Origin of the sequence: Kribbella sp. NPDC004875, assembly GCF_042873375.1 — a bacterium.
In the GTDB taxonomy this organism is placed as follows: Bacteria; Actinomycetota; Actinomycetes; order Propionibacteriales; family Kribbellaceae; genus Kribbella.
In genome coordinates this window covers 12,013-33,325 of record NZ_JBIALI010000004.1, presented here as the reverse complement: position 1 = coordinate 33,325, position 21,313 = coordinate 12,013, and the positions used below count along the sequence as shown (strand labels likewise).

Below are 21,313 nucleotides of genomic sequence, written 5' to 3'. Positions count from 1 at the left end.
TCCCCCCGTGAGTGTCGATGAGCTGACTGGCCAGGTCGAGCGTGCGCGCCAGGACTACGAGGCGCTGGTGGCCAAGGGTCTCAAGCTGGATCTGACGCGCGGGAAGCCGTCGCCGAAGCAGCTCGACGCGGCCAACGGTGTGCTCGGGCTGAGCGGGGAGCCGGTCGCCGCGGACGGGACCGACCTGCGGAACTACGGCGGCCTGCTGGGGCTGCCCGAGGTACGGGCGATCTTCGCGGCGGACCTCCAGGTGCCGGTCGACCAGCTGCTCGCCGCCGGGAACTCGAGCCTCGAACTGATGCACGACGCGGTCGTCTTCGCGCTGCTCGGGAAGGTGCCGGGCGCGGAGACCCGCTGGGCCGATGTCGAGGGGCTCGCGTTCCTCTGCCCGGTCCCGGGCTACGACCGGCACTTCGGGATCTGCGAGCGGTACGGGATCAAGATGATCCCGGTGCCGATGACGCCCGAGGGCCCGGACATGGATGTCGTCGAGCGGCTGGTCGCCGAGGACGCCGCGATCAAGGGCATCTGGTGCGTCCCGAAGTACAGCAACCCGGACGGCACGGTGTACTCCGACGAGACGGTCCGCCGGCTGGCCGCGATGGAGACCGCGGCGCCGGACTTCCGGATCTTCTGGGACAACGCGTACGCCGTGCACCACCTGACCGACTCCCCCGCGCAGCTGGCCGACATCCTCGCGCTGTGCGCCGAGAACGGGCACCCGGACCGCGCGTTCGTGTTCGGGTCGAGCTCGAAGATCACCTTCGCCGGCGCCGGCGTCGCGTTCTTCGGGTCGTCCCCGGACAACATCAAGTGGTGGCTGAGCCACACGACCAAGCGCAGCATCGGCCCGGACAAGATCAACCAGCTGCGGCACGTGCAGTTCCTCCGCGACGCGGACGGCCTGCACGAGCACATGCGGACGCTGGCCGACCTGATCCGGCCGAAGTTCGACGCGGTCGACAAGATCCTCACCGCCGAGCTCGGCGGCACCGGGTTCGCGTCCTGGACCGCCCCGGCCGGTGGCTACTTCGTCAGCCTGGAAGTCCCGGAGGGTTGCGCCCGCGAGGTGGTCGCGAAGGCGAAGGCGGCCGGTATCGCGATCACGCCGGCCGGCGCCACCCACCCGTACGGCGACGACCCGAAGGACCAGGTGATCCGGATCGCCCCGACGTACCCGGAGCTGCCGGAGGTCGAGGCCGCGATCACCGGTCTGGCCACCTGCGTGCGGCTGGTGGCGGGCGAGAAGGCGCTCGCCGATCAGGCCTGAGGCAGCTCGAAGATCAGGCAGGTCGACGTCGCGTGGGCGAGCAGCTTGCCGCGTTCGTCGTACAGGTGTGACTCCGCGACCGCCGTACGACGACCGCGGCTGATGATGCCGCCCTCGCAGCGGAGGACGCCGGAGTCGACCGTGACCGGGCGGACGAACCGGGTCATCAGGTCGAGGGAGGTGTAGCCGACGCCGGCCGGCAACGTCGAATGGACGGTGCAGCCGGCGGCGGTGTCCAGCAGCGTGGCGATCACGCCGCCGTGCACCGAGCCGAGCGGGTTGTAGTGGAACTCGGCCGCCGGCATCGACACGGTGACCTTGCCCTCCTCGGCCTCGAACCCGGTCGCGCCGACCAGTTGCAGGATCGGCGGCGCCGGCAGCCGACCGTCCTGCATCGCCTGCAGCGTCTCCAGCCCGGAGAGGCGACCGATCTGCACCGCCACCTCGGCCGGGTCGGTCCAGGTGAACGTCCGGCTGCGAGCCGTCTGCTGAGTCTCCGTCATGGACCGAGCCTCACACCGCACAGCTGGGTCTGTCAACGAGACCTAGAGCGCATTAGGCTGGCCGGATGAGTACGACGACGTACAACGCGCTCGACTGGTCGGTGGCGAACTGCCCGATCGGGCGCACCATGGAGATCCTCGGCGAGCGCTGGACCGTGGTCGTGCTGCGCGAGGTGTTCAACGGCATCCGCCGGTTCGACGACCTCCGGGTCCGGACCGACATCCCCCGCCAGGTGCTGTCCAACCGGCTCGCCACACTCGTCGAGCACGGGATCCTGCGCCGGACGCCGTACCGCGAACCGGGCGCGCGCCGGCGCTACGAGTACCGCCTGACCGAGCAGGGCCTCGATCTGTACCCGATCCTGATCGCGATCCGGGACTGGGGCGACAAGTACCTCACAGGCCCCGAGGGGTCGCCGCTCACCATCGCGCACCGCGACTGCGGCGCGGCCGTGCACACCGAACTCCGGTGCGAAGCAGGCCACTCGGTGACGTCTCCGCGGGACGCCGTACCGCGTCCTGGCCCCGGGGCTCGGCGGCGGACAAACGTATGAAATACAAGGGATTCGGCGGGTAGCTGCTTCTTCCCGGCGGGTAGTCGCTAGGCTGCCTCGGGGAGGAATTCAGTGAGGCAGTTCAATGCACCACCGGAGTGGCCCGCACCGCCGCGACCGGACTGGCGTCCACCGCGACGATGGCAGCCGCCGGAGTCCTGGGGACCACCACCGGCACGTTGGCCGTTCTGGGTGGACAAGCACGGCAAACCGGTCCGCGGACCGATCGGCAGGTACGGCGGACCCCGCCGGACGACCGCACTGGCGGCCATCGTGATCCCGGTCGCGCTGATGACACTGGTACTCGCGTACCCGTTCAGCGGCGGCGAGTCCACGAGCACGGCGCCGGTGCTCGCACCGTCTTCACGACCGACGATGCCACGGGCGACACACACCCCAGCACCGGTCAGCGAGACTCCGGCGGAGGTGACAGAGCAAACGTCGACTCCGGTGAAGACCACTCCAAAACCTTCGCCGACTGCTACCGCCACACCGTCGGCCCGCACGCCGACACCGACGCCGACTTCATCTCCGCAGTCGCCGGAGGCTGTGACCACGACACCGACCTCCGCACCACCGCCGACCCTGACCACGACGCCGACGACGACCCCGACGTCCGCCACGGTGGTGTATCGGAACTGCGACGAGGTCCGTGCCGCCGGCAAGGCACCGCTACGCCGTGGCGATCCCGGGTACTCCCGGGCGCTCGATCACAACGGTGACGGCGTGGCCTGCGGTGACCGCGGCAATTCCTGACGGATCCCGTCGGTCCACAGCTCCTGTGTCTGGCTGACCCAGAAGGCCGCGAACAGCACGATCAGCGTGCCCTCGATCCACAGCACGGCGTGCTCCCAGCCGAATGCCTTCTTCCACACGACCATGAACAACGGCACCGCGACCATCGCCACCGCGATCACGGAGTACCGATTGGCCGGTGAGTGCGGGACGGCGTGCTTGCGTTGCTTACGCCGGTACTGTTCCGCGTTCAGCAGCACGACCGCGACGATGCAGACGAACATCACGATCGCGGACGCGTAGTGCGCGTTGCCGATGAACCCGGACCGGTCGGCGAGGAACCAGGCCAGTCCGCCGCCGAAGATCAGCACCGCGACCCCGAGGCCCAGCACGTACATCGGGGTCCATCCGGCCGGCTGCCGCCTGCGGTCCCGGACGATGAAGAACGCGGTCAGCAGCAGGCACGGTACGCCGACCACGAACACCGCGAGCATGTTGTTCGAGACGTTCGGCGCCGCGTCGCCGAGCGCGACCCGCACCGAGTGGCAGGCGCCTTGGCCGGGTGTCGGGACCAGTGCGACCACCAGCGCGAGGATTCCGGCGACGTTCAGCAGGATGTCCTCGGACTCGGTGTTGCCCTTCAGCACCACCATGCAGACGCCGATGGTGATCAGGCCGCCGACGAAGATCGCGCGGACCGGCGTGTAGTAGTACGCGCTGATCGAGGTCTGCAGGCAGTGTGGGTCGGTCTTCGACCACTCGATCACCAGGGCGGCGCCGAGCAGGACGATCATCGCCACCATCGCCATCCGCAGGTAGCGGTAGGTCTTGATGGAGTAGCCACCGGGCACGGTCATCGTCGGCCCCCTCGGCACGAGCTCGGATGTGCCGTCAGTATGCGCCGTTCCGGAGCGCACGACGATCAGCGGAGCCGGATGGATTTCTTGTTCATGAACTCCTCGATACCGGCCGGGCCGAGTTCGCGGCCGAGGCCGGAGCGTTTGATGCCGCCGAACGGCAGGTCGGCCTGCGAGCCGCCGGCGCGGTTCAGGTAGACCATGCCGGCGTCGATCCGGTCCGCGACGCGGCGGTTGCGATCGGGGTCGGTGCCCCACACGGACGCGCCGAGCCCGAACGGCGTGTCGTTCGCGAGCCGGACCGCGTCGTCCTCGTCGACGGCTTCGAACACGATCACGACCGGTCCGAAAATCTCCTCGTAGTACGCGTCCATCTCCGGAGTGACGTCGGTGAGGACCGTCGCCTCGAGGTATGCGCCCGGGCCGATCCTGCGGCCGCCGGTGCGCAGCGTCGCCCCCTGCGCGACCGCCTTCTCGACCTGCCCGGCGACCTCGTCGGCGGCCGCGATCGAAGCTAGCGGCGGGAGCTTCGTCGCTGGGTCGGAGGGGTCGCCCGGGGCGTAGTACTCCGCGACGCGTTGGGTCAGGCGGTCGACGTACTCGTCGTAGAGGTCGGCGAGCACGATCATGCGTTTCGGTGCGTTGCAGGACTGGCCGCAGTTCCGCATCCGCGCGGTCGCCGTGGCGTTGACCGTCTCGTCCAGGTCGTCGGTGCCGAGGATCACCAGCGGATCGGACCCGCCGAGTTCGAGCACGGTCTTCTTCAGGTGCTTCCCGGCCTCGGCGGCGACCGCGACACCGGCCTGTTCACTGCCGGTCAGCGAGACGCCGGCGATCCGCGGGTCGGCGAGGATCGCCGGGATCTGCCGGCTCGACGCGAACGTGTTCACGTACACGTCGTCCGGTACGCCGGCCGCGTGCAGGATCTCCTCGATGGCACGCGCGGACCGCGGGCAGATCGAAGCGTGCTTCAACAGGATCGTGTTCCCCAGCACGAGGTTCGGCGCGACGAACCTCGCCACCTGGTAGCACGGGAAGTTCCACGGCATGATCCCGAGGAGCGCGCCGATCGGGCCCTTGCTGATGACGGCTTGTCCACCCTTGATGTCGAGCGGCTCGTCCGCGAGCAACGCCGGCCCGTGCTCCGCGTAGTACCGGAAGATGTCGACGACGATGCCGATCTCGCCGAGCCCCTCGCTGACCCGCTTCCCCATCTCCAGCGTCATGATCCCCGCGAGCTCGTCCGCCCGCTCCGCGAACAATTCCGCCGCCCGCGCGACGATCGCCCCCCGCTCCCCCACCCCGCGCCTGCGCCACCCCGGGTACGCCACATGCACCCGCCCGACCGCCGCCCGAACCTCCTCCTCCGTCGAATTCGCCACTTCCTCCACCAAAACACCCGTCGCCGGGTCGGTCACCGAGTACATGAGCCCTCCATCCCTTGCAGCCGCTAATCCACCATACTGTATACAGTGACCCGATCTGTTGTGGTACGGCCGTCTCACCAGGCATGCTCGAAGGGCCCGTTGTCCCGCCCCCGCTGAGGATCGGATGCCCGCCCGTGTCTGAGCAACGGAAGTTTCGTCGTGTTGTGCGGCTGGTTGCCGTGCTGGCCGCTGTGTCGGTGCCTTCGGTGGCGCTCGCCTCGCCGAGTGCCACCGCTCCCCCGGATCCCGTGAACGCCTGGCAGTACCCGCACTGGCCGCAGAAGCAGCCATGGCAGGAGTCGGGGCCGGACAAGCGAGTCGCGACCACTGTCTCCCAGGGACTGCCGGGCCCGATCGACCCGCAGAACTGGGAGAACCCGGATCACATGACGTGGAGCGACTACGTCAAACCGCCGGGCACGAACTGGGCCGACCCGGCCGTGAAGGGATCGGAGCGGACCTTCAAGGGTGCGCTCGTGCTACTCGACTACCCGAACCAGGATTTCGTCATCACCCAGCCCAAGGGGTCGACCGCCTTCGGCAATCCGAGTGCCGCGGCGAACGGCGTACCGCGGGATCAGGTCGCGCAGTTCTACAAGAACTTCCTCAACACCCCGGAGCCGCTGAACCACGGCCACACACTGCACGAGTACTGGATGGAGGACTCCGCCGGCCGGTACGGCGTCGACCTGACCGCGTTCGGCCCGTACCGGATGCCGGGCAAGTCGCACGAGTACGGCATGGAGTTCCAGGGCGGCGCGAGCTGTCCGGCCGGCGACACCTGCACGAAGGACATCCGCACCGACGGTCGTGCGGCGTGGGTCGCCGACCAGGGTCCCGAAGTACCCGCCGGCTATGACTTCGTGTTCTTCCTCAGCGCCGGCCAGGACGAGTCCTCGACCTGGCAGGAGTTCGGGATGATGAAGTTCCCGACCAAGCAGGACGTCACCGACGACTTCGGTCCGCCGGATCCGGCGCTGCCCAACTGGTCGCAGACCCGGTACGTCGACTGGACGTCCTGGGCGGCCGGCGCGTCGATCTGGCCGAACGCCGGCGGCGGATCGTCCACGCAGGCGGAGAGCTCGGGTATGGCCGTGTTCGCGCACGAGTTCAGCCACATCCTCGGCATCGGCGACAACTACAACAACCCGTACGGCGTCCCGCCCCGGCGCGCCTACACGGGGATCTGGGAGATGCTCAGCCGGGGCAGCTTCAACGGCCCCGGCGGTCCACACAGCCGCTGGATGATCCCGGCGACCGGCGGCGCGTCGATGGGCGCGCAACACATGCTCCGCAACAAACTCAAGCTGAAGATGGTCGACGAGCAGAACGTACTCCGGCTCTCGCGCGAAGCCCTCGCGAGCTCCGGCGTCGTGATCGCGAACGTGAAGGCGCGCAGCGTCGAGCCCGGGGCGAAGGAGCTGTCCGGGATCAACATCGAGCTCGGTGGCGCCGGTGATCTCGACGCGCCGTGTGACGCGACCAAGGATCCGCTCTGCGACGGCCGCGGGTACCAGAACTACACGGTCGAGGTGGTGGACCGGATGGGTACCGACTCGTTCACGCCCGACAACGGCGTACTGCTGGCGAAGACGAAGAACCAGGACCGCGCACCGTTCGAGTGGGTGGTCGACGCGAACCCGCAGGACATCAACATGACCGACTACGTGCTGCCCGACGGTACGAAGGTCCCGATCACCATCGGCGACTACCGCCAACTGTCCGACGCGCTGTTCCACGCCGGCACCGACTCGGGCAGCGAGTACGAGTACACCGACACCGCGAACCGCCTGCACTTCTACATCACCAACGTGCACCGCGACGCGCAGGGCGTGCTGTCCTACACCGTCGCGATCCGCTCCCTCGACGGCGCGGGCCCGCAGAAACGCGGCGTACGCCTCCTCCCGACGGTCGCGAAGCCGGACGGCGCGGTCCAGACCTGCGACTTCCGGCTCACCAACACCGGCAAGTCCGGTACGTCGTCAACGCAGCCCGAGGACGTCACGCCGTACGTGAAGGGCGACGTCTACCGCCTGACCGCCAAGTCCGACGGCTGGCCGATCGCCCTCCCGAACGCCCTCGCCACCGCGGACGCCGGCCAGCAGATCACGGTCCCGGTCCATACGAAGGCAGGCACCGGCCCGATCGGAAAGATCACCCTCACCGCGACCTCGGAAAGCGATCCCACGAAGTCATCCACCGCCACCTGCACCGCCGTCAAGCGCTGACCGCAACGCGCCGGGCGTCCACCCGAGCCGGACGCCCGGCGCCGCGTGCAGGTAGTCGACAACGCGGTCGACGGTCCATCCGTGCGCTTCGACCAGTCCGGTCGCGATCCAGCGCAGGTACGACGCTGTTGGTGCGACCGGGTCCAGGTCGGCGACCGTTCCATGGGTGATCGTGTACATCGGGAGGTCGTCGTGGGTGCCGAGGCGGACGACGGTTTCGTAGCGGCCGGGGCCCAGCGAGTGGAGTTCGGTGACGTTCGGGAGGAGCGCCGCGAGCTCGAGGGCGTACGTGCCGCCGGGGTCGCGCCACATCTCTTGCGCGGCGACGTCGGCGAGCTGCTCGGATGTCAGGAGATACGCGCGTCCGGCGAGCTCACTCGCTGCGGCCGGGTCGTAGAAGGCGGAGCCACCGCCCCACACCTTCGACGCGCCGCCGAAGACCAGACCTCCCGCAACGGTGACGGGTGCGGTCCGCGCGGGTGGGTTCGGATTGCGGCAGCCGGGATACACCCGCGCGCCACCCTGAGGTCGTCCGCCGGACAAGTAGCAGCGGAATCGTTCGAGTGCCAGGTTGGAGCCGTAGGCGACATACCAGACGTGATCCACTCACACCTCCGGCGTTCAGAATAGTTTGAAACTCACGGAAAATGAACAACACAGTTCATCTTCCGTCGGTTAATCGTTCAGACTAGGGTGCCTGCGATGCAGTGCTGGTGTTTCAGACTCCACCCGCCCCGAGAAGGAGACCCGCATGCCAGACATCAACCGCCGGAGATTCCTGCAGCTGGCCGGAGCATCGGCCGGGTTCGCCGCGATGACGAACAGTATCGAGCAGGCCGCCGCGATCCCGGCCCATCGCAGGTTCGGGTCCATCCAGGACGTCGAGCACATCGTGGTCCTGATGCAGGAGAACCGCTCGTTCGACCACTACTTCGGCACGCTGAGCGGCGTCCGCGGGTACGGCGACCCGCGGCCGGTGAACCTGCCGAGCGGCAAGCCGACGTTCTACCAGAAGGATGCCCTTGGCAAGGAGATCCTGCCGTTCCGGCCGGACGCCGACAACCTCGGCCTGCAGTTCATCCAGGACCTCGCGCACAGCTGGCCGGACGCGCACGCCGCGCACAACGACGGCAAGTACGACCAGTGGATCCCGGCGAAGACGTCGACCACGATGGCGTACCTGACCCGCGAGGACATCCCGTTCCACTACGCGCTCGCCGACAAGTTCACGCTCTGCGACGCGTATCACTGCTCGTTCATGGGCTCCACCGACCCGAACCGCTACTACCTGTGGACCGGCTACACGGGTAACGACGGCACCGGCGGTGGCCCGGTCCTCGGCAACGACGAGGCCGGCTACGGCTGGACGACGTACCCCGAGCGGCTGGAGAAGGCCGGGGTGTCGTGGAAGATCTATCAGGACATCGGTGACGGCCTGGACGGCGACCACGGCTGGGGCTGGATCGACGACGCGTACCGCGGCAACTACGGCGACAACTCGCTGCTCTACTTCAACACCTACCGGAACGCGCAGCCCGGGAACCCCTTGTACGACAAGGCCCGCACCGGCACGAACGCGAAGGCCGGCGAGAGCCTGTTCGCGCAGCTCGCGGCCGACGTGAAGACCAACCGGCTGCCGGAGATCTCCTGGATCGCGGCGCCGGAAGCGTTCACCGAGCACCCGAATTGGCCGGCCAACTACGGCGCCTGGTACATCTCCCAGGTCCTCGACGCGCTCACCGCGAACCCCGAGGTGTGGAGCAGGACGGCGCTGTTCATCACGTACGACGAGAACGACGGCTTCTTCGACCACGTCGTCCCGCCGTACCCGCCGATGGATGCGAACCAGGGCCTGTCGACCGTCGACGCCGGCCCCGATCTCTACACCGGCGCGAAGGCCGCACACGGTCCGTACGGGCTCGGCCAGCGGGTCCCGATGCTCGTGGTCTCGCCGTGGAGCACCGGCGGGTACACCTGCTCCGAGGTCTTCGACCACACGTCGATCATCCGCTTCATGGAGAGCCGCTTCGGCGTGCATGAGCCGAACATCTCGCCGTGGCGCCGGGCGATCTGCGGCGATCTCTCCTCCGCATTCGACTTCGGTACGTCGGCCACGCAGCCCGCGAAGCTCCCGGACACCAGCGCCTACCAGCCGCCGGACAACAAGCGGCACCCGGACTACGTGCCGACGCCGCCCGCGGTGGGCGCACTCCCCGGGCAGGAGCGCGGCCGGCGCCGTACCCGGCCGTTGCCGTACGCACCGGTCGTCGACGGTGCAGTTGCCGACGGCAAGTACAAGCTGACGTTCGGCTCCGGGCCGCGAGCCGGCGCGCAGTTCCTGATCACGTCCGCGAACCGCACCGACGGCCCGTGGACATACACCACCGAGGCCGGCAAAACCGTCGCCGACAGCTGGAACCCGGTCTACTCGGCCGGCGTCACCGACCTCACCGTGCACGGCCCGAACGGCTTCCTGCGCACCTTCAAGGGCAAGCCCGCCACCGGCCTGGAGATCACCGCCCGCGAGAACGCGACCACCGGCAACGTCGACCTCACCTTCACCTCCGACGCCGCCCGCCGGGTCACGATCGCCAACTCGTACGGCGGATCGCCCAAGACGCTCGACGTCGGCAGGGGGACCACGAAGTACACCGTCGGCACCACGAACCGCTGGTACGACGTCTCGATCACGACCACCGCCGACTCGACGTACCTGCGCCGCTTCGCCGGCCACATCGAGAACGGCACCTCCGGCCTGAGCGACCCGGGTATCAGAACTAGATGATTGGGACCTCCGGTTTCGTCGTGTCGGCGGGCGTGTTGTCGTCGACCTGGTCGAGTTCGTCCACGGCGATCCGGCTGGTCCAGCGTTGGTCCGGGTCGGGCGAGGGGATCGAGTCGAGCAGCAGCTTGGTGTAGGCGTGCGACGGTTCGTGCATCACCGTCGCCACCGGGCCGCGTTCGACGATCTTGCCCTTGGTGATCACCATCACCTCGCCGCCGAGGTAGTACACCGTCGACAGGTCGTGGGTGATGAACAGCGTCGTCATCCCGTGCTCGCGCTGGAAGTCCAGCAGGATGTCCAGGAAGTGCTTGCGCACCTGGGCGTCCAGCATCGACACCGGCTCGTCCGCGATGATGAACGACGGCCGCAGCATGTGCACGCGGGCGAGCATGATGCGCTGCCGCTGACCACCGGAGAGCTGGTGCGGGTAGCGCCCCAGCACGTTCTCCGGCTCCAGCCGGACCGCCCGCAGCGACTCCTCGATCAGCGCGAGTCCCTTCTCGCGGGTGTCGGCCAGCTTGAACTTCTTCACCGCTTTCCAGAGCGCGCGGTCCACCCGGTAGAACGGGTTGAAGATCGCGTACGGGTCCTGGAACACCGGCTGGACGTCGCGCCGGTACGCGTCGTACTCGGCCCGGCTCAGCTTGAAGATGTCCTTGCCGCCGTACAGCACCGTTCCGGCCGTGGGCTTCTGCAGGCCGAGCACGTTGCGGGCGATCGTGCTCTTCCCGCTGCCGCTCTGGCCGACCAGGCTGACGATCTGCGGCGGCGACGCGGCCAGGCTGAAGCTCACGTCGTCCACCGCGGTCACGTAGCCGTCGGCCACCCCGCGGGCATGGAACCGTTGCTGTACGCCCCTGAGTTCGAGCTCCGACTTCATGACGCCCTCCGTCCGACCTGCGGGATCGACTCGATCAGCTGCCGGGTGTACGGGTCCCGCGGGTCCTTGAAGACCTGCCGTACGTCGCCCACCTCGACGAGCCGTCCCTCGTACATGACTGCGACCCGGTCCACCAGCTGCGCGTGCACGCCCATGTCGTGCGAGATCACCATCAGCGTGACGCCGAAGTCGGTCCGCAGATCCGCCAGCGACTGCAGGATCACCCGCTGGATCGTCACGTCCAGCGCGGTGGTCGGCTCGTCGGCGATCACCAGGTCCGGCTCGAGCGCGACCGCGATCGCCATCAGCACCCGCTGCTTCATCCCGCCGGACAGCTCGTGCGGGTACATCCGCGCGACCCGCGGCTCCAGCCCGACCTGCCCGAGCAGCCTCGGCACCATCTCGCCCACCGATTCCTTGCGGCCGGGCGCGTGCTCGAGGATCACGTCCTTGAACTGGTCCTCGACCCGCATCACCGGGTTCAGCGAGCTCATCGAGCCCTGTGGGAGGTACGAGAGCGCGCTCCAGCGCAGGACCCGCAACTCCTCGCCGTTGACCTTGAGCAGGTCGACGGGCGATCGGCCGGACGGGTGGAACATCACCGAGCCACCGGTCACCTTGCCCGGCGCCTTCAGCAGCCGCAGCAGCGCGACCGCGAGGGTGCTCTTCCCGCTGCCGGACTCGCCCGCGATCCCGAGGATCTCGCCGCGGCGCACGTCGAGGTCGATCCCGCGGACCGCCTTCACGTCGCCGCGGTTCGTCGAGTACGAGACCTCGAGCCCCTTGACCTCGAGAACGTTATTCACCGGCCACTCCCCTCAGCCGCGGGTTGTAGACCTCTTCCAACCCGATGTTCACCATGTTCAGCGCCGCGAACAGCAACGTCAGCAGCGCGATCGGGACCACGAACATCGGCCAGGCGCCGAGTGTCAGCGCGCCGGTGCCGATCGCGTTGAAGATGATCTGCCCGAGGTCGATCACGCCGCCCGGGCCGAGACCGATGATCTCCAGACCGACCAAGCCGAAGATCGCACCGAGTGCCGACGACGCGAAACCGACGCCGATGAACGGCAGCAGGTTCGGTAGCAGCTCGGTGACGATGATCTCCAGGTCACGGGCCTTGCTGACCCGCGCCAGATCGACGTACGGGCGTGTTCGCAGGCTCAGTACCTGGGATCTGATCGTCTTCGCGGCGAACGGCCAGGAGAAGATCGAGATCATCACGCCGACCTGGAACAGGCTGACGTTCTTCGCGTACGCCGACAGCGCGATCAGCAACGGGAACGTCGGGATCACCAGCAGGATGCCGGTGAACGTCGAGAGCACGTTGTCGATCCAGCCGCCCTTGTACCCGGCGACGAACGCGACGATCACACCGGCGACCGTCGAGATCACGCCGGCGATCGCACCGATCTGCAGCGAGACCGACAGCGCCTTCACCACCATCGCGAACACGTCCCGGCCGAACTGGTCGGTGCCGAGCAGGTGTTTCGGTCCCGGCACCAGCCACTTCTCGTACGCCGCCAGCTCGATCGGGTCCTGGCCACCACCGACGGCCTTGGTGATCAAAGGGCTGAGCAGCGCGAGCAGCACCAGCAGCCCGAGGATGGTCAGCCCGGTCGCCAGCCGCCGGCTGTTCCGGATCGTCCGCAGTACCGCGGTCAGGAGTCTCATCGTCATCACTTCCAGTACTTGACCCGCGGGTCGAGCAGCGGGAGCAGGAGGTCGAGGAGCAGGACGGCGGTGAGCACCGAGAAGATCGCGATGTCGGTGACCCCGAGGATCGTGTTGAAGTCGAGCTGCTGGATCGCCGTGACCAGCGTCGTGCCGAGTCCGGGGTAGTTGAACAGCTGCTCGACCAGGACGTTGCCGTTGAAGATGAAGCCCAGCGAGATGCCGAACGCGGTGATCTGCGGCAGGTAGCAGTTCCGCAGCGCGTACCGGGTCAGGATCCGCGAGTTCTTCAGTCCCTTCGCCTCGGCGTACACCAGGTAGTCCTCGCCGAGGATCGGGATCATCAGCATCCGGGTCGACAGGATCCAGCTGAACGTCCCGATGATCACGATCGACAACCCCGGCAGCAGTCCGTACTTCAGCACACTGCCGATGAAGGCCAGACTGATCCCGGGATTGATGTTGGAGTCGTACGCCGATCTCGCAGGCAACAGTCCCATCGAGTACGCGAAGACGTACACCAGGATCAGCGCGACGAAGAAGTACGGCACGTGCGACAGCGCGATCGACAGGTTGGTGGCGATCGCGGAGCCGAGCTTGCCGCGCCGCCAGCCGGCGATCGCGCCGATCACCACGCCGAGGATCCAGGCCAGGACCGCGGAGATCCCGAGCAGACCGATTGTCCAGGGCAACGACCGCAGGATCACCGTCTGCGCCGGCGTCGGGTAGTTGATCAGGCTCGGCCCGAGATCGCCGTGCAGGATCAGCTTCTCCATGTACTTGAAGTACTGGGTCAGCAGGTTCCCGTCGAGCCCGAACTCGTGCCGGTACCGGGCGATCAGCTCGGCACTGGCCTGCGCGTTGTAGACGTAGTTCTGCTGCAGCGTCTGGATCAGCGTCTGGACCGGGTCACCGGGCATCATCCGGAAGAAGAAGAACGCGATCGTCAGCGCGCCCCACAACTCCACCAGGTAGAGCCCGAACCTCCGGATGGCGTACGCCGCCAGCGGATGCCGCGACAGCCAGGCCCGCACCCCCGAAGCGGGTGCGGAGTCCTGGCTCTTGTCGGTGACTACCGCGGGCGGGGCTTCCGCCGTCACGCCGGTCCCTTCTGCCCGGTGGCACTGATCTTGCCGAGCACGAAGATGAAGTGCGGCCACCAGTTCAGCGGCACCTCGTACAGGTTGTCGTCGGTCGGCCAGTCCTTCCAGAACGCCGTGTTGAAGTACGACGGGTAGCCGGTCTGGATCGACGCGAGCAACGGGATCTGCTGGAAGTAGATCTCCAGTGCCTTGTCGAGCAACGGCTTGGCGTCCGGCGAGTCCGGGTTGAGTACGCCCAGCTGCTCGATGATCTTGTCGAACTCCGGGTTGCGGAACCGCATCTTGTTCTTGCCGGCCGAGTTCTTGCCGACCGGCTGGTACTTGTCGCTGGTCCAGTCGGTGTACAGCTGCACCGGGTCGATCGCGAAGCCGGCCCAGTTGGAGTCGATGTCGTACTGCCCGCGCTGGAACTTGTCGTCGTGGACACTGCCGGACAGGCTGCGCAGGGTGGCCGGTACGCCGACCTTCGCGAGCTGGATCTTCAGAACGTTGGCGATCGCGTACTCGGCGCCGTCGACCGGCGACGCCGTGATGATCTCGAGGTTGATCTCCTTGCCCTTGTAGACCCGCTTGCCGGCCGCGTTCTTCGGCGCGATCTCGTCCAGCATCTGCGTGGCCTTGTCCGGGTTGAACTCGAACTTGTACTTGTTCGCGAGGTCGTCGTTCTTCCACTTGTCGTTGGTCGGGTAGTCCGCCCACGGGTACTGCGCGGGCGGTACCTTGACCGGCCAGATCGAGTTGCCGATCTTCTCCCGGTCGATGCAGTAGTTGATCGCCCAGCGCATCTTCGGTTCCGACATCACCCCGCGGCTCGGGTCGCAGTTCAGCCAGAACACCCGCGGGTTCGGGTCGTGGAACTGCGTGGTCACGAGGTTCGGGTAGCCGGTGTTCCGCAGCTGCTTGGCGTGCTGCTCGTCGACCGAGCCGACGTCGAACTCGGCCCGCTCGAACGCCAGCGACGCCTGGTCGAGCTGCTTCGACGTGCTCTGGAACACGACGTACTGCGGCTTGACGTCGAGCTTGTCCTTGTTCCAGTAGTTCGGGTCCTTCTCCCAGACGAACATCTTCTGGTTCCGGATCGCCTGCTTCAGCTTGTACGGACCGCTGCGGACCGGCGGGTTGTCCTTGTACTTCGTCGGGTCCTGCGACTTCCAGATGTGCTCGGGCATGATGTTGTTCGGCGCACCGGAGATCGCGGCGATGAAGTTGTAGTGGAAGCGTGGCGCCGGCTTCAGGAACGTGACCACCGCGGTGTGCGGGTCGGGCACGGCGATGGACTTGACGAACTCCTTCAGGTCACCACCGCCGCCGAAGAGGTCCGGGCGGTCCTTCAGCAGCATCACCGTGAACTTGAAGTCGTTCGCGCCCAGCGGCTGGCCGTCGTTCCAGTGGGCCTTCGGGTCGAACTTCAGCGTCAGCTCGGTGAAGGCGTCGTTGTACTTGTACTCCGTCGCCAGCCACGGCGTGAGCTTGCCGGTGGCGAAGCTGAGGAAGAACAGCGGTTCGGTGCTCAGCTCCACGCCGGCGCCGGACGGTGACCCGTTCGGGATCATCCCGTTGAAGCTGTCGAAGACCGTGTACTCGACCTGGCCGACGATCACCGTCTGGTCCCGGGGAACCGGGATGTTGGCCTTGCCGATCTGGATCGACTTGGTGGCGACCGGCTTGTTGTTGCCGGCCGGCTTGTCGGAGTACGACGAGCCACCGCCGGAGCAGGCCGCCAGGAACGCCGTGGCCGCCGCGGCCGCGCCTCCTCCGAGCATGTGTCGTCGACTCAATTGGTACCGAATGACATCCTCGACGTCTTCGAACTGTGGGCGCGGTGCTTCGTTCATGACGAATGTCACCTCCGTTTCCGTTGCGCGGGCGGGCTGATCACCGACCGAGAGGTGCCACGGACTATAAGTAGGCCTGACAACGTTGGCAAGAGTTCATTGCCACGTTGGAACTTTGACGTCATATCCGCAGATCAGTCGATATACCAACCTTTGACAACGTTGGCTCGCTCTCCGTGACGCCGTACGCGGAAACGCTTCCAAGTACGGTTACAGGGTGTGTATCTTCGGGCCCCGCAAGGCCTCGCGGCCGGATCCGGTCAGTCGTAGACGGCGTCGAGCAGAAGTTCCACACTTCGGTCCGGTTCGTTGAGAACCGCACGGATCACATGCCGCCGGTCCCAGCGCCCGGCGGCCCAGGCGAGGGCCTTGGCGAGACCGTCGAAGGTCGCGGCGTGCGGGGCCCCGTCGGTGTCGACCCACCAGTCGACCTCGACGCCGTCGACGGTGAGCTCCTCGTGCTCCCACCACACCGGAGGCACCTCCGGTACGAGCTCCCGGACCAGCGCCGGTACGTCGGCCTCGGCACCGGTCCCGTCGATTTTGCCCTCGGCAACCTCTTGCGCCATGGGGACGTCGAACAGGTCACTCAGCCCGTCCGCGGCCGCTCCGGACCCGATCACGAACCCACCGAGATCCGTCCGCTGGATCCACATCGGACCGTCGACGACGACCGCCCGGTCGACGTCCGTCACCCGGGTCACGCCGTCGGTCCCGAGCACGCGGACCTGGGCCGGTGCGTCGCCGGGAAACAGTGCGAGAGTGCCGAGCCGGTTCCAGAGCCGCAGGATCGAGGCCTCGTCGACCTCGCGGTCCGGATCGGACAACCGGTCCAATACCAGACCGATACCATCAGCGTCGAGATCGCCGACATCGCGAACCAGCCCGGCCGCGGTCCGGACCTCGGGATCGAGGCCGGCGGTCCAGTCGGGTGCTTCGTCGAGGAAGCTCGCGAGGACCGGCTCGGCGTCCGGATCCGCCCGTCCGGCGAGCGGCTCGCCGTCGTCCAGCACGACGTGCTCCCGGATCCACCAGGCGGCGTACGACGGGACACCGAGCGGCCGGTCATCGGGTCCGACGACCCGGACCTGAGTGACCAGCGCGCGTCGCAGATCCGGCGAAGAGCCCAGTAGTTCCAGGACTTTCGGCCAGCTGTCGTCGGTGATCCAGTCGAGGTCGCGGATCGCGATCAGCTCACCGACGGTCGCGCCGTACCGCGATCCGTCGGGCGCGACGTCGTACGCCCAGTCCTCGATCGCGTCGAGGTCCTGAAGGGCTTCGGGGAGTTGGTCGAGGGCGACGTCGGAGGCGGTGACGACGCCGAGCGTGGCGAGTACGCCGACGGCCTCGAGCGCCGGCCGGCCGTAGCGGTCGAGGACCTCGGCCGCGACGGGCGCTACCTCGTCGGCGTCGAGGACGGTCTGGGCATCGGAACCCTCGACCACCAAGGCGTTCGCGGGCACGAGGTCGCCGCTGGCGTCGCGGAGCACGAGGTCGTTCAACCACCACAGACCGTCGGCCTGGGAAGGGTCGGCGGCGACGAGACTGAGGACGGCGTGGGCGATCGCGTCCGGGTCGTCGGCGTCGGCGGAGTGCTCGACAGCAGTGCGGACCGCGCTGTCTTCGAGGAGCGATCGTGGAGTCGCGGGGATGGCGCCGAGTCGTTCCAGGGCGGGGTCCACGGCGCCGGGATGGACGACGCGGACGCCGTACTCGCCGAAGGCTGCGAGGGTGTCGACCGGGAGCTCCGGTCCCGGAAGGAGGACACCGCGGACGCCACGGACGAGCCGGCCGTCGGCGAGTGGGACCGGGAGGGTGCCGAGCGATTCCCTGATCAGTGGGTCGGTCACCATCGTCGACAGCGAGGCGTAGAGGGTTCGCCACCAGCCCGGTGACTCCTCACCGCCGAGCTGATCCACGACATCGGAGAGATCGAGACGCCTTACCTGCAACGCATCCAGCGCGAGCCGGTCTTCGCGACGCGCTCGGATCAGACCCGGAACGATCGGCGCGAGTACCTCGTTGAACGCGTCGTCCGCACCCTCGACCAGGACCGCGTCCCGTGGGCGCAGAAGTTCTCCGTCGGCCACCGCCCGCAGCAACGCGACCTCCGGCAGTCGGCGCAGGATCTCCTCCCGCAACACCCGGTCGAGACCACCCGCCGCGAGACCGGTCGGCACCAAGCGCAGTACGTCGTCGCCTTCCTCGGCCCGCACGCGCAACAGCTCGCCGTACGCCGTCGCTGCCTCCCGCACGAGGCGATCGGTCAACGGTCCTTTGGCGACGTGGCGACGTGTCGAATCGAGTGGGAATGTTGCCAGCAGCAACGCTTCGAGCGAGAGCGGTTCGTCGGTCGGGGTCGGTGCCTGCACAACGCCTGGCAGCGCCTGGATTGCTTGCCGAGGTAGTGCCCAGACCACCGACCAGGTCGGACGGGAGCGCTCCTCGATCGGTCGATCCGCCAGCAGTTGCTCGCGTTCGGCAGGGTCGAAGACGCCTTCGGTGCGGTGGATGTGCCAGCGGGACTCGGCGTCTTCGAGAACTCGGCGGGATTCGTCGGTCTCGATCTCGATGCGGACCAAACCCGGAAGCGCCAGCAGCAGCGCGTCGTCGGCCTCGGCGAGCAGGCGGCGTACGAGAGCGACTGCGGCCTCGTCGCGGAGCGGGAGCAGGACGGCGGTGTCGTAACCGGCCGGCGGCTCGCCGTCGGCCTCGAACGGGAGGCGAAGGACGGGCACCTGACCGTCGCGACGGCGCAGCTCGGTGTCGAGCTCAGGCGTGAGCCCCGCGATCCCGTCAGCGGTGTCCGCCTTCGAGAACCGCACACCACCGCTGCGCGACAGGACAACCGGCTCGTCCGTCACCGCGAGCACCGCCGAGAAGCCGACCCCGAACCGCCCGACGGGAGGGACATCCTCCCCACGCGGGCCGGGGCCGGCGTCGCGTTTCGCCGAGGCGCGGAGCGTCGCGAGGGACTGGACGCCCTCGGCGGTCAGCGGGGCGCCGGTGTTCGCGACCACGAGGGTGTTGTCGCGGAACTCGAACAGCACGCGTCCCGGCGTACCCGCTCGCGCCGCCGCGTCGGCCGCGTTCTGCGCCAGCTCGATGACGAGGCGGTCGACGTACCCGCCGAGCGCCAGTTCCTCCTCGGCGTTGGCGTCCTCCCGGAACCGCACGGGGGCGGCCGCCCAACCAGCCAGCACTCGCTCGCGAATTCCCGCCGTACCGAAGATGTCCTCACTCACCGGGGCAGTATCTCGTACCGGATATCGTGGGGCGGTGATCGCTTCCGGCAGTCGGTATGTCGCTCTGGGCAGCTCGTTCGCGGCCGGTCCCGGGATCAGCCCGATCGTGGATCCACCGGCCGGACGGTCGGGCGCCAACTACGCGCACCTGGTCGCCGCCGAGCTCGGCCTCGACCTCACCGACGTCACGTACTCCGGTGCCACCACCGCGCACGTGCTCGACACCGCGCAGGACGACGCGCCGCCGCAGCTCGACGCGCTCACCCCGGACACCGCGCTGGTCACGATCACCGCCGGCGGCAACGACCTCGAGTACATCGGGACGTTCCTGCGCGGGAGTTTCCTCAACACGATCGCCAAGCCCGCCACGATCTTCGGGCGCCGGGTCGCGAACCGGATCCGCGCGCGGGTCAGTTACCTCAAGGACGACGCGTCGTACCAGGCCGTCGCCGATTCGCTGACGACTGTGGTCGAGCGGACTCGCGAGCGCTCGCCCGAGGCACGGATCCTGCTCGTCGACTATCTCAGTCTCGTCGGGCCGGCCACCCGCCCGCGGCTCGACGTACCGCTGAACGAGGAGCAGCTGCCGAGCGTCGCGATGATGGCCGACGGGCTGGCAGGCGCGTTCGCGAAGGCGGCCGCGGCGGGTGGAGCCGAGCTGGTGGCGGCGTCGGCGGCGAGTCTGGAGCACGCGATCGGTTCGGCCGAGCCATGGACGACCGGGTTCACGATGCTGCCGCCCAACCTCGGCGGTTTCGTCCCGTACCACCCGAACGCCGCCGGCATGCGCGCCGTCGCCGACCTGATCCTCGAGGTCCTCCGGCGATGAAGGTCCGCGAGGCGACCACCGCGGACGTCGACGCGATCGTCGGCACGTTCTGCCGGGCGCTGGCCGACTACCCGATGACACGGGCCTGCCTCGACCCGGACGGGTACGCCGAGCGGCTCGCGGCGTACCACCGGCTGTTCGTCACCGCCGTCGGGTTGCCACACGGGCGGGTCTGGGTGACGGACGACGTGACCGCGGTGGCCGTCTGGACGACTCCGGCCACCCCGCCGGATGCCTTCGCGCCGCACGCCGATGCGTTCCAGCAGATCTCCGGGGCGCGCGCCGCGCTCGCCGCCGAGTACGGGCAGGCGACCGCGATCTTCCGTCCCCGTCGGCCACTGTGGTTCCTGGGCCTCGCCGCGGTCGACCCGGACCATCAGCGCCAGGGCCTCGGCCGCGCCGTCATCACCCCCGGGCTGACTGCCGCGGACGCCGAGCGCTCCCCCGCGTTCCTCGAAACCCAGGACCCCGCGAACGTCAGGTTCTACGAGTCCCTGGGCTTCACCGTGATCGCCGAACTGGAACTCCCCCACAACGGCCCCATGCACTACGCCCTCTACCGACCGCCCGCCTGAGACACGGTGTGGACGTACGGCGTGGTGGTGGTGACTGCCACGAAGCCCAGGCGCTGGAGGATCGGGGAGCTGTCGTCGGAGGCGTCGACGTGGAGGTACTTGTAGCCGAGCTCGACGGCGCGGGCGGCGCGGACCGCGACGAGAGCCTTGTAGATGCCTCGGCCGCGCCACTCCGCCAGGGTCGAGCCGCCCCACAGGCCGGTGAACTCGGTGCCCTTCTTGTAGACGGCCCACGCCGCGGACACCACCTGCTCGTCGGCCTCCGCGACGAACACGTCGGCGCCGCCCGCATGCCGGCGTACCAGGTCGTCGGTGAGCCAGGACCAGTCGTCGTTCCACACCGTCGACTCCATCGCGGCGATCCGCTCGAAGTCTGCCCGATCGTGCACCAACCGGATCGCGATGCCGTCGACCGACTCGCGACCGCGCAGCCGCTCGACGATGTCGGCGCTCTCCGCGACCAGGACCGTCTCCTGCTCCTCGGGCTCGAACCCGGCGGCCCGCAGCCGCTCCGGCAGGTCGGCGGGCTGGTCATGCCCCCGCAACTTCCACTCGACCGACTGCCCCTTGGCGGCGAAGTAGTCACGCTGGCGAGCGATCAAGGCGTCGACTTCGGCACTGTCCAGACCGTCGAGCGTGCGATAGCTGACGAACCCGCGGTTCGGGTACTCGACCCGAATCACCGGCCCATCGGTACTGGTCGGCACGTCCGCACTCTCACTCGTCCCCCGCAACTGCCCGTCGTACGCAGCGAGCAAGGCACTCTTCAAAGCATCATTCACAGGAGGACTCTGACACGCCGCAGGACCAAGT

19 protein-coding genes are annotated in these 21,313 nt (G+C 68.2%); 7 read left to right on the top strand and 12 right to left on the bottom strand.

What is annotated here, in order from left to right; translation table 11 throughout:
• Positions 1-7 precede the first annotated feature (7 nt).
• Positions 8-1,270: an aminotransferase class I/II-fold pyridoxal phosphate-dependent enzyme gene (locus ACFYRH_RS22545; RefSeq protein ID WP_387778436.1), complete on the top strand. Its 1,263-nt coding sequence runs from the start codon at positions 8-10 to the stop codon at positions 1,268-1,270.
• Here the strand turns inward: ACFYRH_RS22545 and ACFYRH_RS22540 are convergent.
• Positions 1,261-1,773 (bottom strand): PaaI family thioesterase, encoded by a 513-nt coding sequence (locus tag ACFYRH_RS22540; protein WP_387778433.1) that lies wholly within the window; start codon positions 1,771-1,773, stop codon positions 1,261-1,263. The genes ACFYRH_RS22545 and ACFYRH_RS22540 overlap by 10 nt on opposite strands.
• A gap of 65 nt (positions 1,774-1,838) precedes the next feature.
• On the opposite strand from ACFYRH_RS22540, the gene ACFYRH_RS22535 reads away from it, so the two are divergent.
• Entirely contained in the window at positions 1,839-2,327 is a 489-nt protein-coding gene (locus tag ACFYRH_RS22535) for a winged helix-turn-helix transcriptional regulator (protein ID WP_387778430.1), read from the top strand.
• 47 nt (positions 2,328-2,374) lie between these two features.
• Here the strand turns inward: ACFYRH_RS22535 and ACFYRH_RS22530 are convergent, their stop codons facing one another.
• Positions 2,375-2,950, bottom strand: a complete 576-nt coding sequence (locus ACFYRH_RS22530) for a hypothetical protein (protein WP_387780687.1) — start codon at positions 2,948-2,950, stop codon at positions 2,375-2,377.
• On the opposite strand from ACFYRH_RS22530, the gene ACFYRH_RS22525 reads away from it, so the two are divergent.
• Complete coding sequence (locus ACFYRH_RS22525) at positions 2,877-3,083, top strand: excalibur calcium-binding domain-containing protein (protein WP_387780651.1); 207 nt, start codon at positions 2,877-2,879, stop codon at positions 3,081-3,083. The two genes, ACFYRH_RS22530 and ACFYRH_RS22525, sit on opposite strands and share 74 nt — an antisense overlap.
• On the opposite strand, the gene ACFYRH_RS22520 is transcribed toward ACFYRH_RS22525, so the two are convergent.
• Both ACFYRH_RS22520 and ACFYRH_RS22515 read right to left on the bottom strand, forming a co-directional pair.
• Positions 3,038-3,919, bottom strand: coding sequence for a hypothetical protein (locus ACFYRH_RS22520; protein ID WP_387778427.1), 882 nt, complete (start codon positions 3,917-3,919; stop codon positions 3,038-3,040). The genes ACFYRH_RS22525 and ACFYRH_RS22520 overlap by 46 nt on opposite strands.
• Before the next feature lie 65 nt (positions 3,920-3,984).
• Complete coding sequence (locus ACFYRH_RS22515) at positions 3,985-5,346, bottom strand: NAD-dependent succinate-semialdehyde dehydrogenase (RefSeq protein ID WP_387778424.1); 1,362 nt, start codon at positions 5,344-5,346, stop codon at positions 3,985-3,987.
• A 164-nt stretch (positions 5,347-5,510) separates the two neighbouring features.
• Between ACFYRH_RS22515 and ACFYRH_RS22510 the strand changes: the two genes are divergently transcribed.
• Positions 5,511-7,574: a M6 family metalloprotease domain-containing protein gene (locus ACFYRH_RS22510; protein ID WP_387778422.1), complete on the top strand. Its 2,064-nt coding sequence runs from the start codon at positions 5,511-5,513 to the stop codon at positions 7,572-7,574.
• On the opposite strand, the gene ACFYRH_RS22505 is transcribed toward ACFYRH_RS22510, so the two are convergent.
• Positions 7,539-8,180, bottom strand: coding sequence for a histone deacetylase (locus ACFYRH_RS22505; RefSeq protein ID WP_387778419.1), 642 nt, complete (start codon positions 8,178-8,180; stop codon positions 7,539-7,541). The genes ACFYRH_RS22510 and ACFYRH_RS22505 overlap by 36 nt on opposite strands.
• A 145-nt stretch (positions 8,181-8,325) precedes the next feature.
• Between ACFYRH_RS22505 and ACFYRH_RS22500 the strand changes: the two genes are divergently transcribed.
• Entirely contained in the window at positions 8,326-10,359 is a 2,034-nt protein-coding gene (locus ACFYRH_RS22500; RefSeq protein WP_387778416.1) for a phosphocholine-specific phospholipase C, read from the top strand.
• Here ACFYRH_RS22500 and ACFYRH_RS22495 read toward each other — a convergent pair.
• The 6 genes from ACFYRH_RS22495 to ACFYRH_RS22470 form a co-directional block, all read right to left on the bottom strand.
• The gene (locus ACFYRH_RS22495; RefSeq protein WP_387778413.1) at positions 10,352-11,239 is read right to left on the bottom strand and encodes an ABC transporter ATP-binding protein; all 888 of its coding nucleotides are present in this window, start codon (positions 11,237-11,239) and stop codon (positions 10,352-10,354) included. The two genes, ACFYRH_RS22500 and ACFYRH_RS22495, sit on opposite strands and share 8 nt — an antisense overlap.
• Positions 11,236-12,045, bottom strand: a complete 810-nt coding sequence (locus ACFYRH_RS22490) for an ABC transporter ATP-binding protein (RefSeq protein WP_387778411.1) — start codon at positions 12,043-12,045, stop codon at positions 11,236-11,238. The genes ACFYRH_RS22495 and ACFYRH_RS22490 overlap by 4 nt, the downstream gene beginning before the upstream one ends.
• Positions 12,038-12,913 carry an ABC transporter permease gene (locus ACFYRH_RS22485; RefSeq protein ID WP_387778408.1) on the bottom strand — a complete coding sequence of 292 codons (876 nt, stop codon included), beginning with the start codon at positions 12,911-12,913 and terminating at the stop codon, positions 12,038-12,040. Before ACFYRH_RS22485 ends, ACFYRH_RS22490 begins: the two co-directional genes overlap by 8 nt.
• Before the next feature lie 5 nt (positions 12,914-12,918).
• The gene (locus tag ACFYRH_RS22480; protein WP_387778405.1) at positions 12,919-14,013 is read right to left on the bottom strand and encodes an ABC transporter permease; all 1,095 of its coding nucleotides are present in this window, start codon (positions 14,011-14,013) and stop codon (positions 12,919-12,921) included.
• Positions 14,010-15,851 carry an ABC transporter substrate-binding protein gene (locus tag ACFYRH_RS22475; RefSeq protein WP_387778402.1) on the bottom strand — a complete coding sequence of 614 codons (1,842 nt, stop codon included), beginning with the start codon at positions 15,849-15,851 and terminating at the stop codon, positions 14,010-14,012. The genes ACFYRH_RS22480 and ACFYRH_RS22475 overlap by 4 nt, the downstream gene beginning before the upstream one ends.
• Positions 15,852-16,111: 260 nt before the next feature.
• Positions 16,112-19,096, bottom strand: a complete 2,985-nt coding sequence (locus tag ACFYRH_RS22470) for a sacsin N-terminal ATP-binding-like domain-containing protein (RefSeq protein ID WP_387778399.1) — start codon at positions 19,094-19,096, stop codon at positions 16,112-16,114.
• 34 nt (positions 19,097-19,130) lie between these two features.
• On the opposite strand from ACFYRH_RS22470, the gene ACFYRH_RS22465 reads away from it, so the two are divergent.
• Positions 19,131-19,925, top strand: a complete 795-nt coding sequence (locus ACFYRH_RS22465; RefSeq protein WP_387778396.1) for an SGNH/GDSL hydrolase family protein — start codon at positions 19,131-19,133, stop codon at positions 19,923-19,925.
• Positions 19,922-20,500 (top strand): GNAT family N-acetyltransferase, encoded by a 579-nt coding sequence (locus ACFYRH_RS22460; RefSeq protein ID WP_387778393.1) that lies wholly within the window; start codon positions 19,922-19,924, stop codon positions 20,498-20,500. Before ACFYRH_RS22465 ends, ACFYRH_RS22460 begins: the two co-directional genes overlap by 4 nt.
• On the opposite strand, the gene ACFYRH_RS22455 is transcribed toward ACFYRH_RS22460, so the two are convergent.
• Positions 20,482-21,282 carry a GNAT family N-acetyltransferase gene (locus ACFYRH_RS22455; protein ID WP_387778390.1) on the bottom strand — a complete coding sequence of 267 codons (801 nt, stop codon included), beginning with the start codon at positions 21,280-21,282 and terminating at the stop codon, positions 20,482-20,484. The genes ACFYRH_RS22460 and ACFYRH_RS22455 overlap by 19 nt on opposite strands.
• Positions 21,283-21,313: the final 31 nt, after the last annotated feature.

Excerpts from the sequence above, each read along its gene's own strand:
- ACFYRH_RS22540 (WP_387778433.1), bottom strand. The coding sequence starts at position 1,773 with ATGACGGAGACTCAGCAGACGGCTCGCAGCCGGACGTTCACCTGGACC.
- ACFYRH_RS22535 (WP_387778430.1), top strand. The coding sequence starts at position 1,839 with ATGAGTACGACGACGTACAACGCGCTCGACTGGTCGGTGGCGAACTGC.
- ACFYRH_RS22520 (WP_387778427.1), bottom strand. The coding sequence starts at position 3,919 with ATGACCGTGCCCGGTGGCTACTCCATCAAGACCTACCGCTACCTGCGG.
- ACFYRH_RS22515 (WP_387778424.1), bottom strand. The coding sequence starts at position 5,346 with ATGTACTCGGTGACCGACCCGGCGACGGGTGTTTTGGTGGAGGAAGTG.
- ACFYRH_RS22500 (WP_387778416.1), top strand. The coding sequence starts at position 8,326 with ATGCCAGACATCAACCGCCGGAGATTCCTGCAGCTGGCCGGAGCATCG.
- ACFYRH_RS22495 (WP_387778413.1), bottom strand. The coding sequence starts at position 11,239 with ATGAAGTCGGAGCTCGAACTCAGGGGCGTACAGCAACGGTTCCATGCC.
- ACFYRH_RS22485 (WP_387778408.1), bottom strand. The coding sequence starts at position 12,913 with ATGAGACTCCTGACCGCGGTACTGCGGACGATCCGGAACAGCCGGCGG.
- ACFYRH_RS22475 (WP_387778402.1), bottom strand. The coding sequence starts at position 15,851 with ATGAACGAAGCACCGCGCCCACAGTTCGAAGACGTCGAGGATGTCATT.
- ACFYRH_RS22460 (WP_387778393.1), top strand. The coding sequence starts at position 19,922 with ATGAAGGTCCGCGAGGCGACCACCGCGGACGTCGACGCGATCGTCGGC.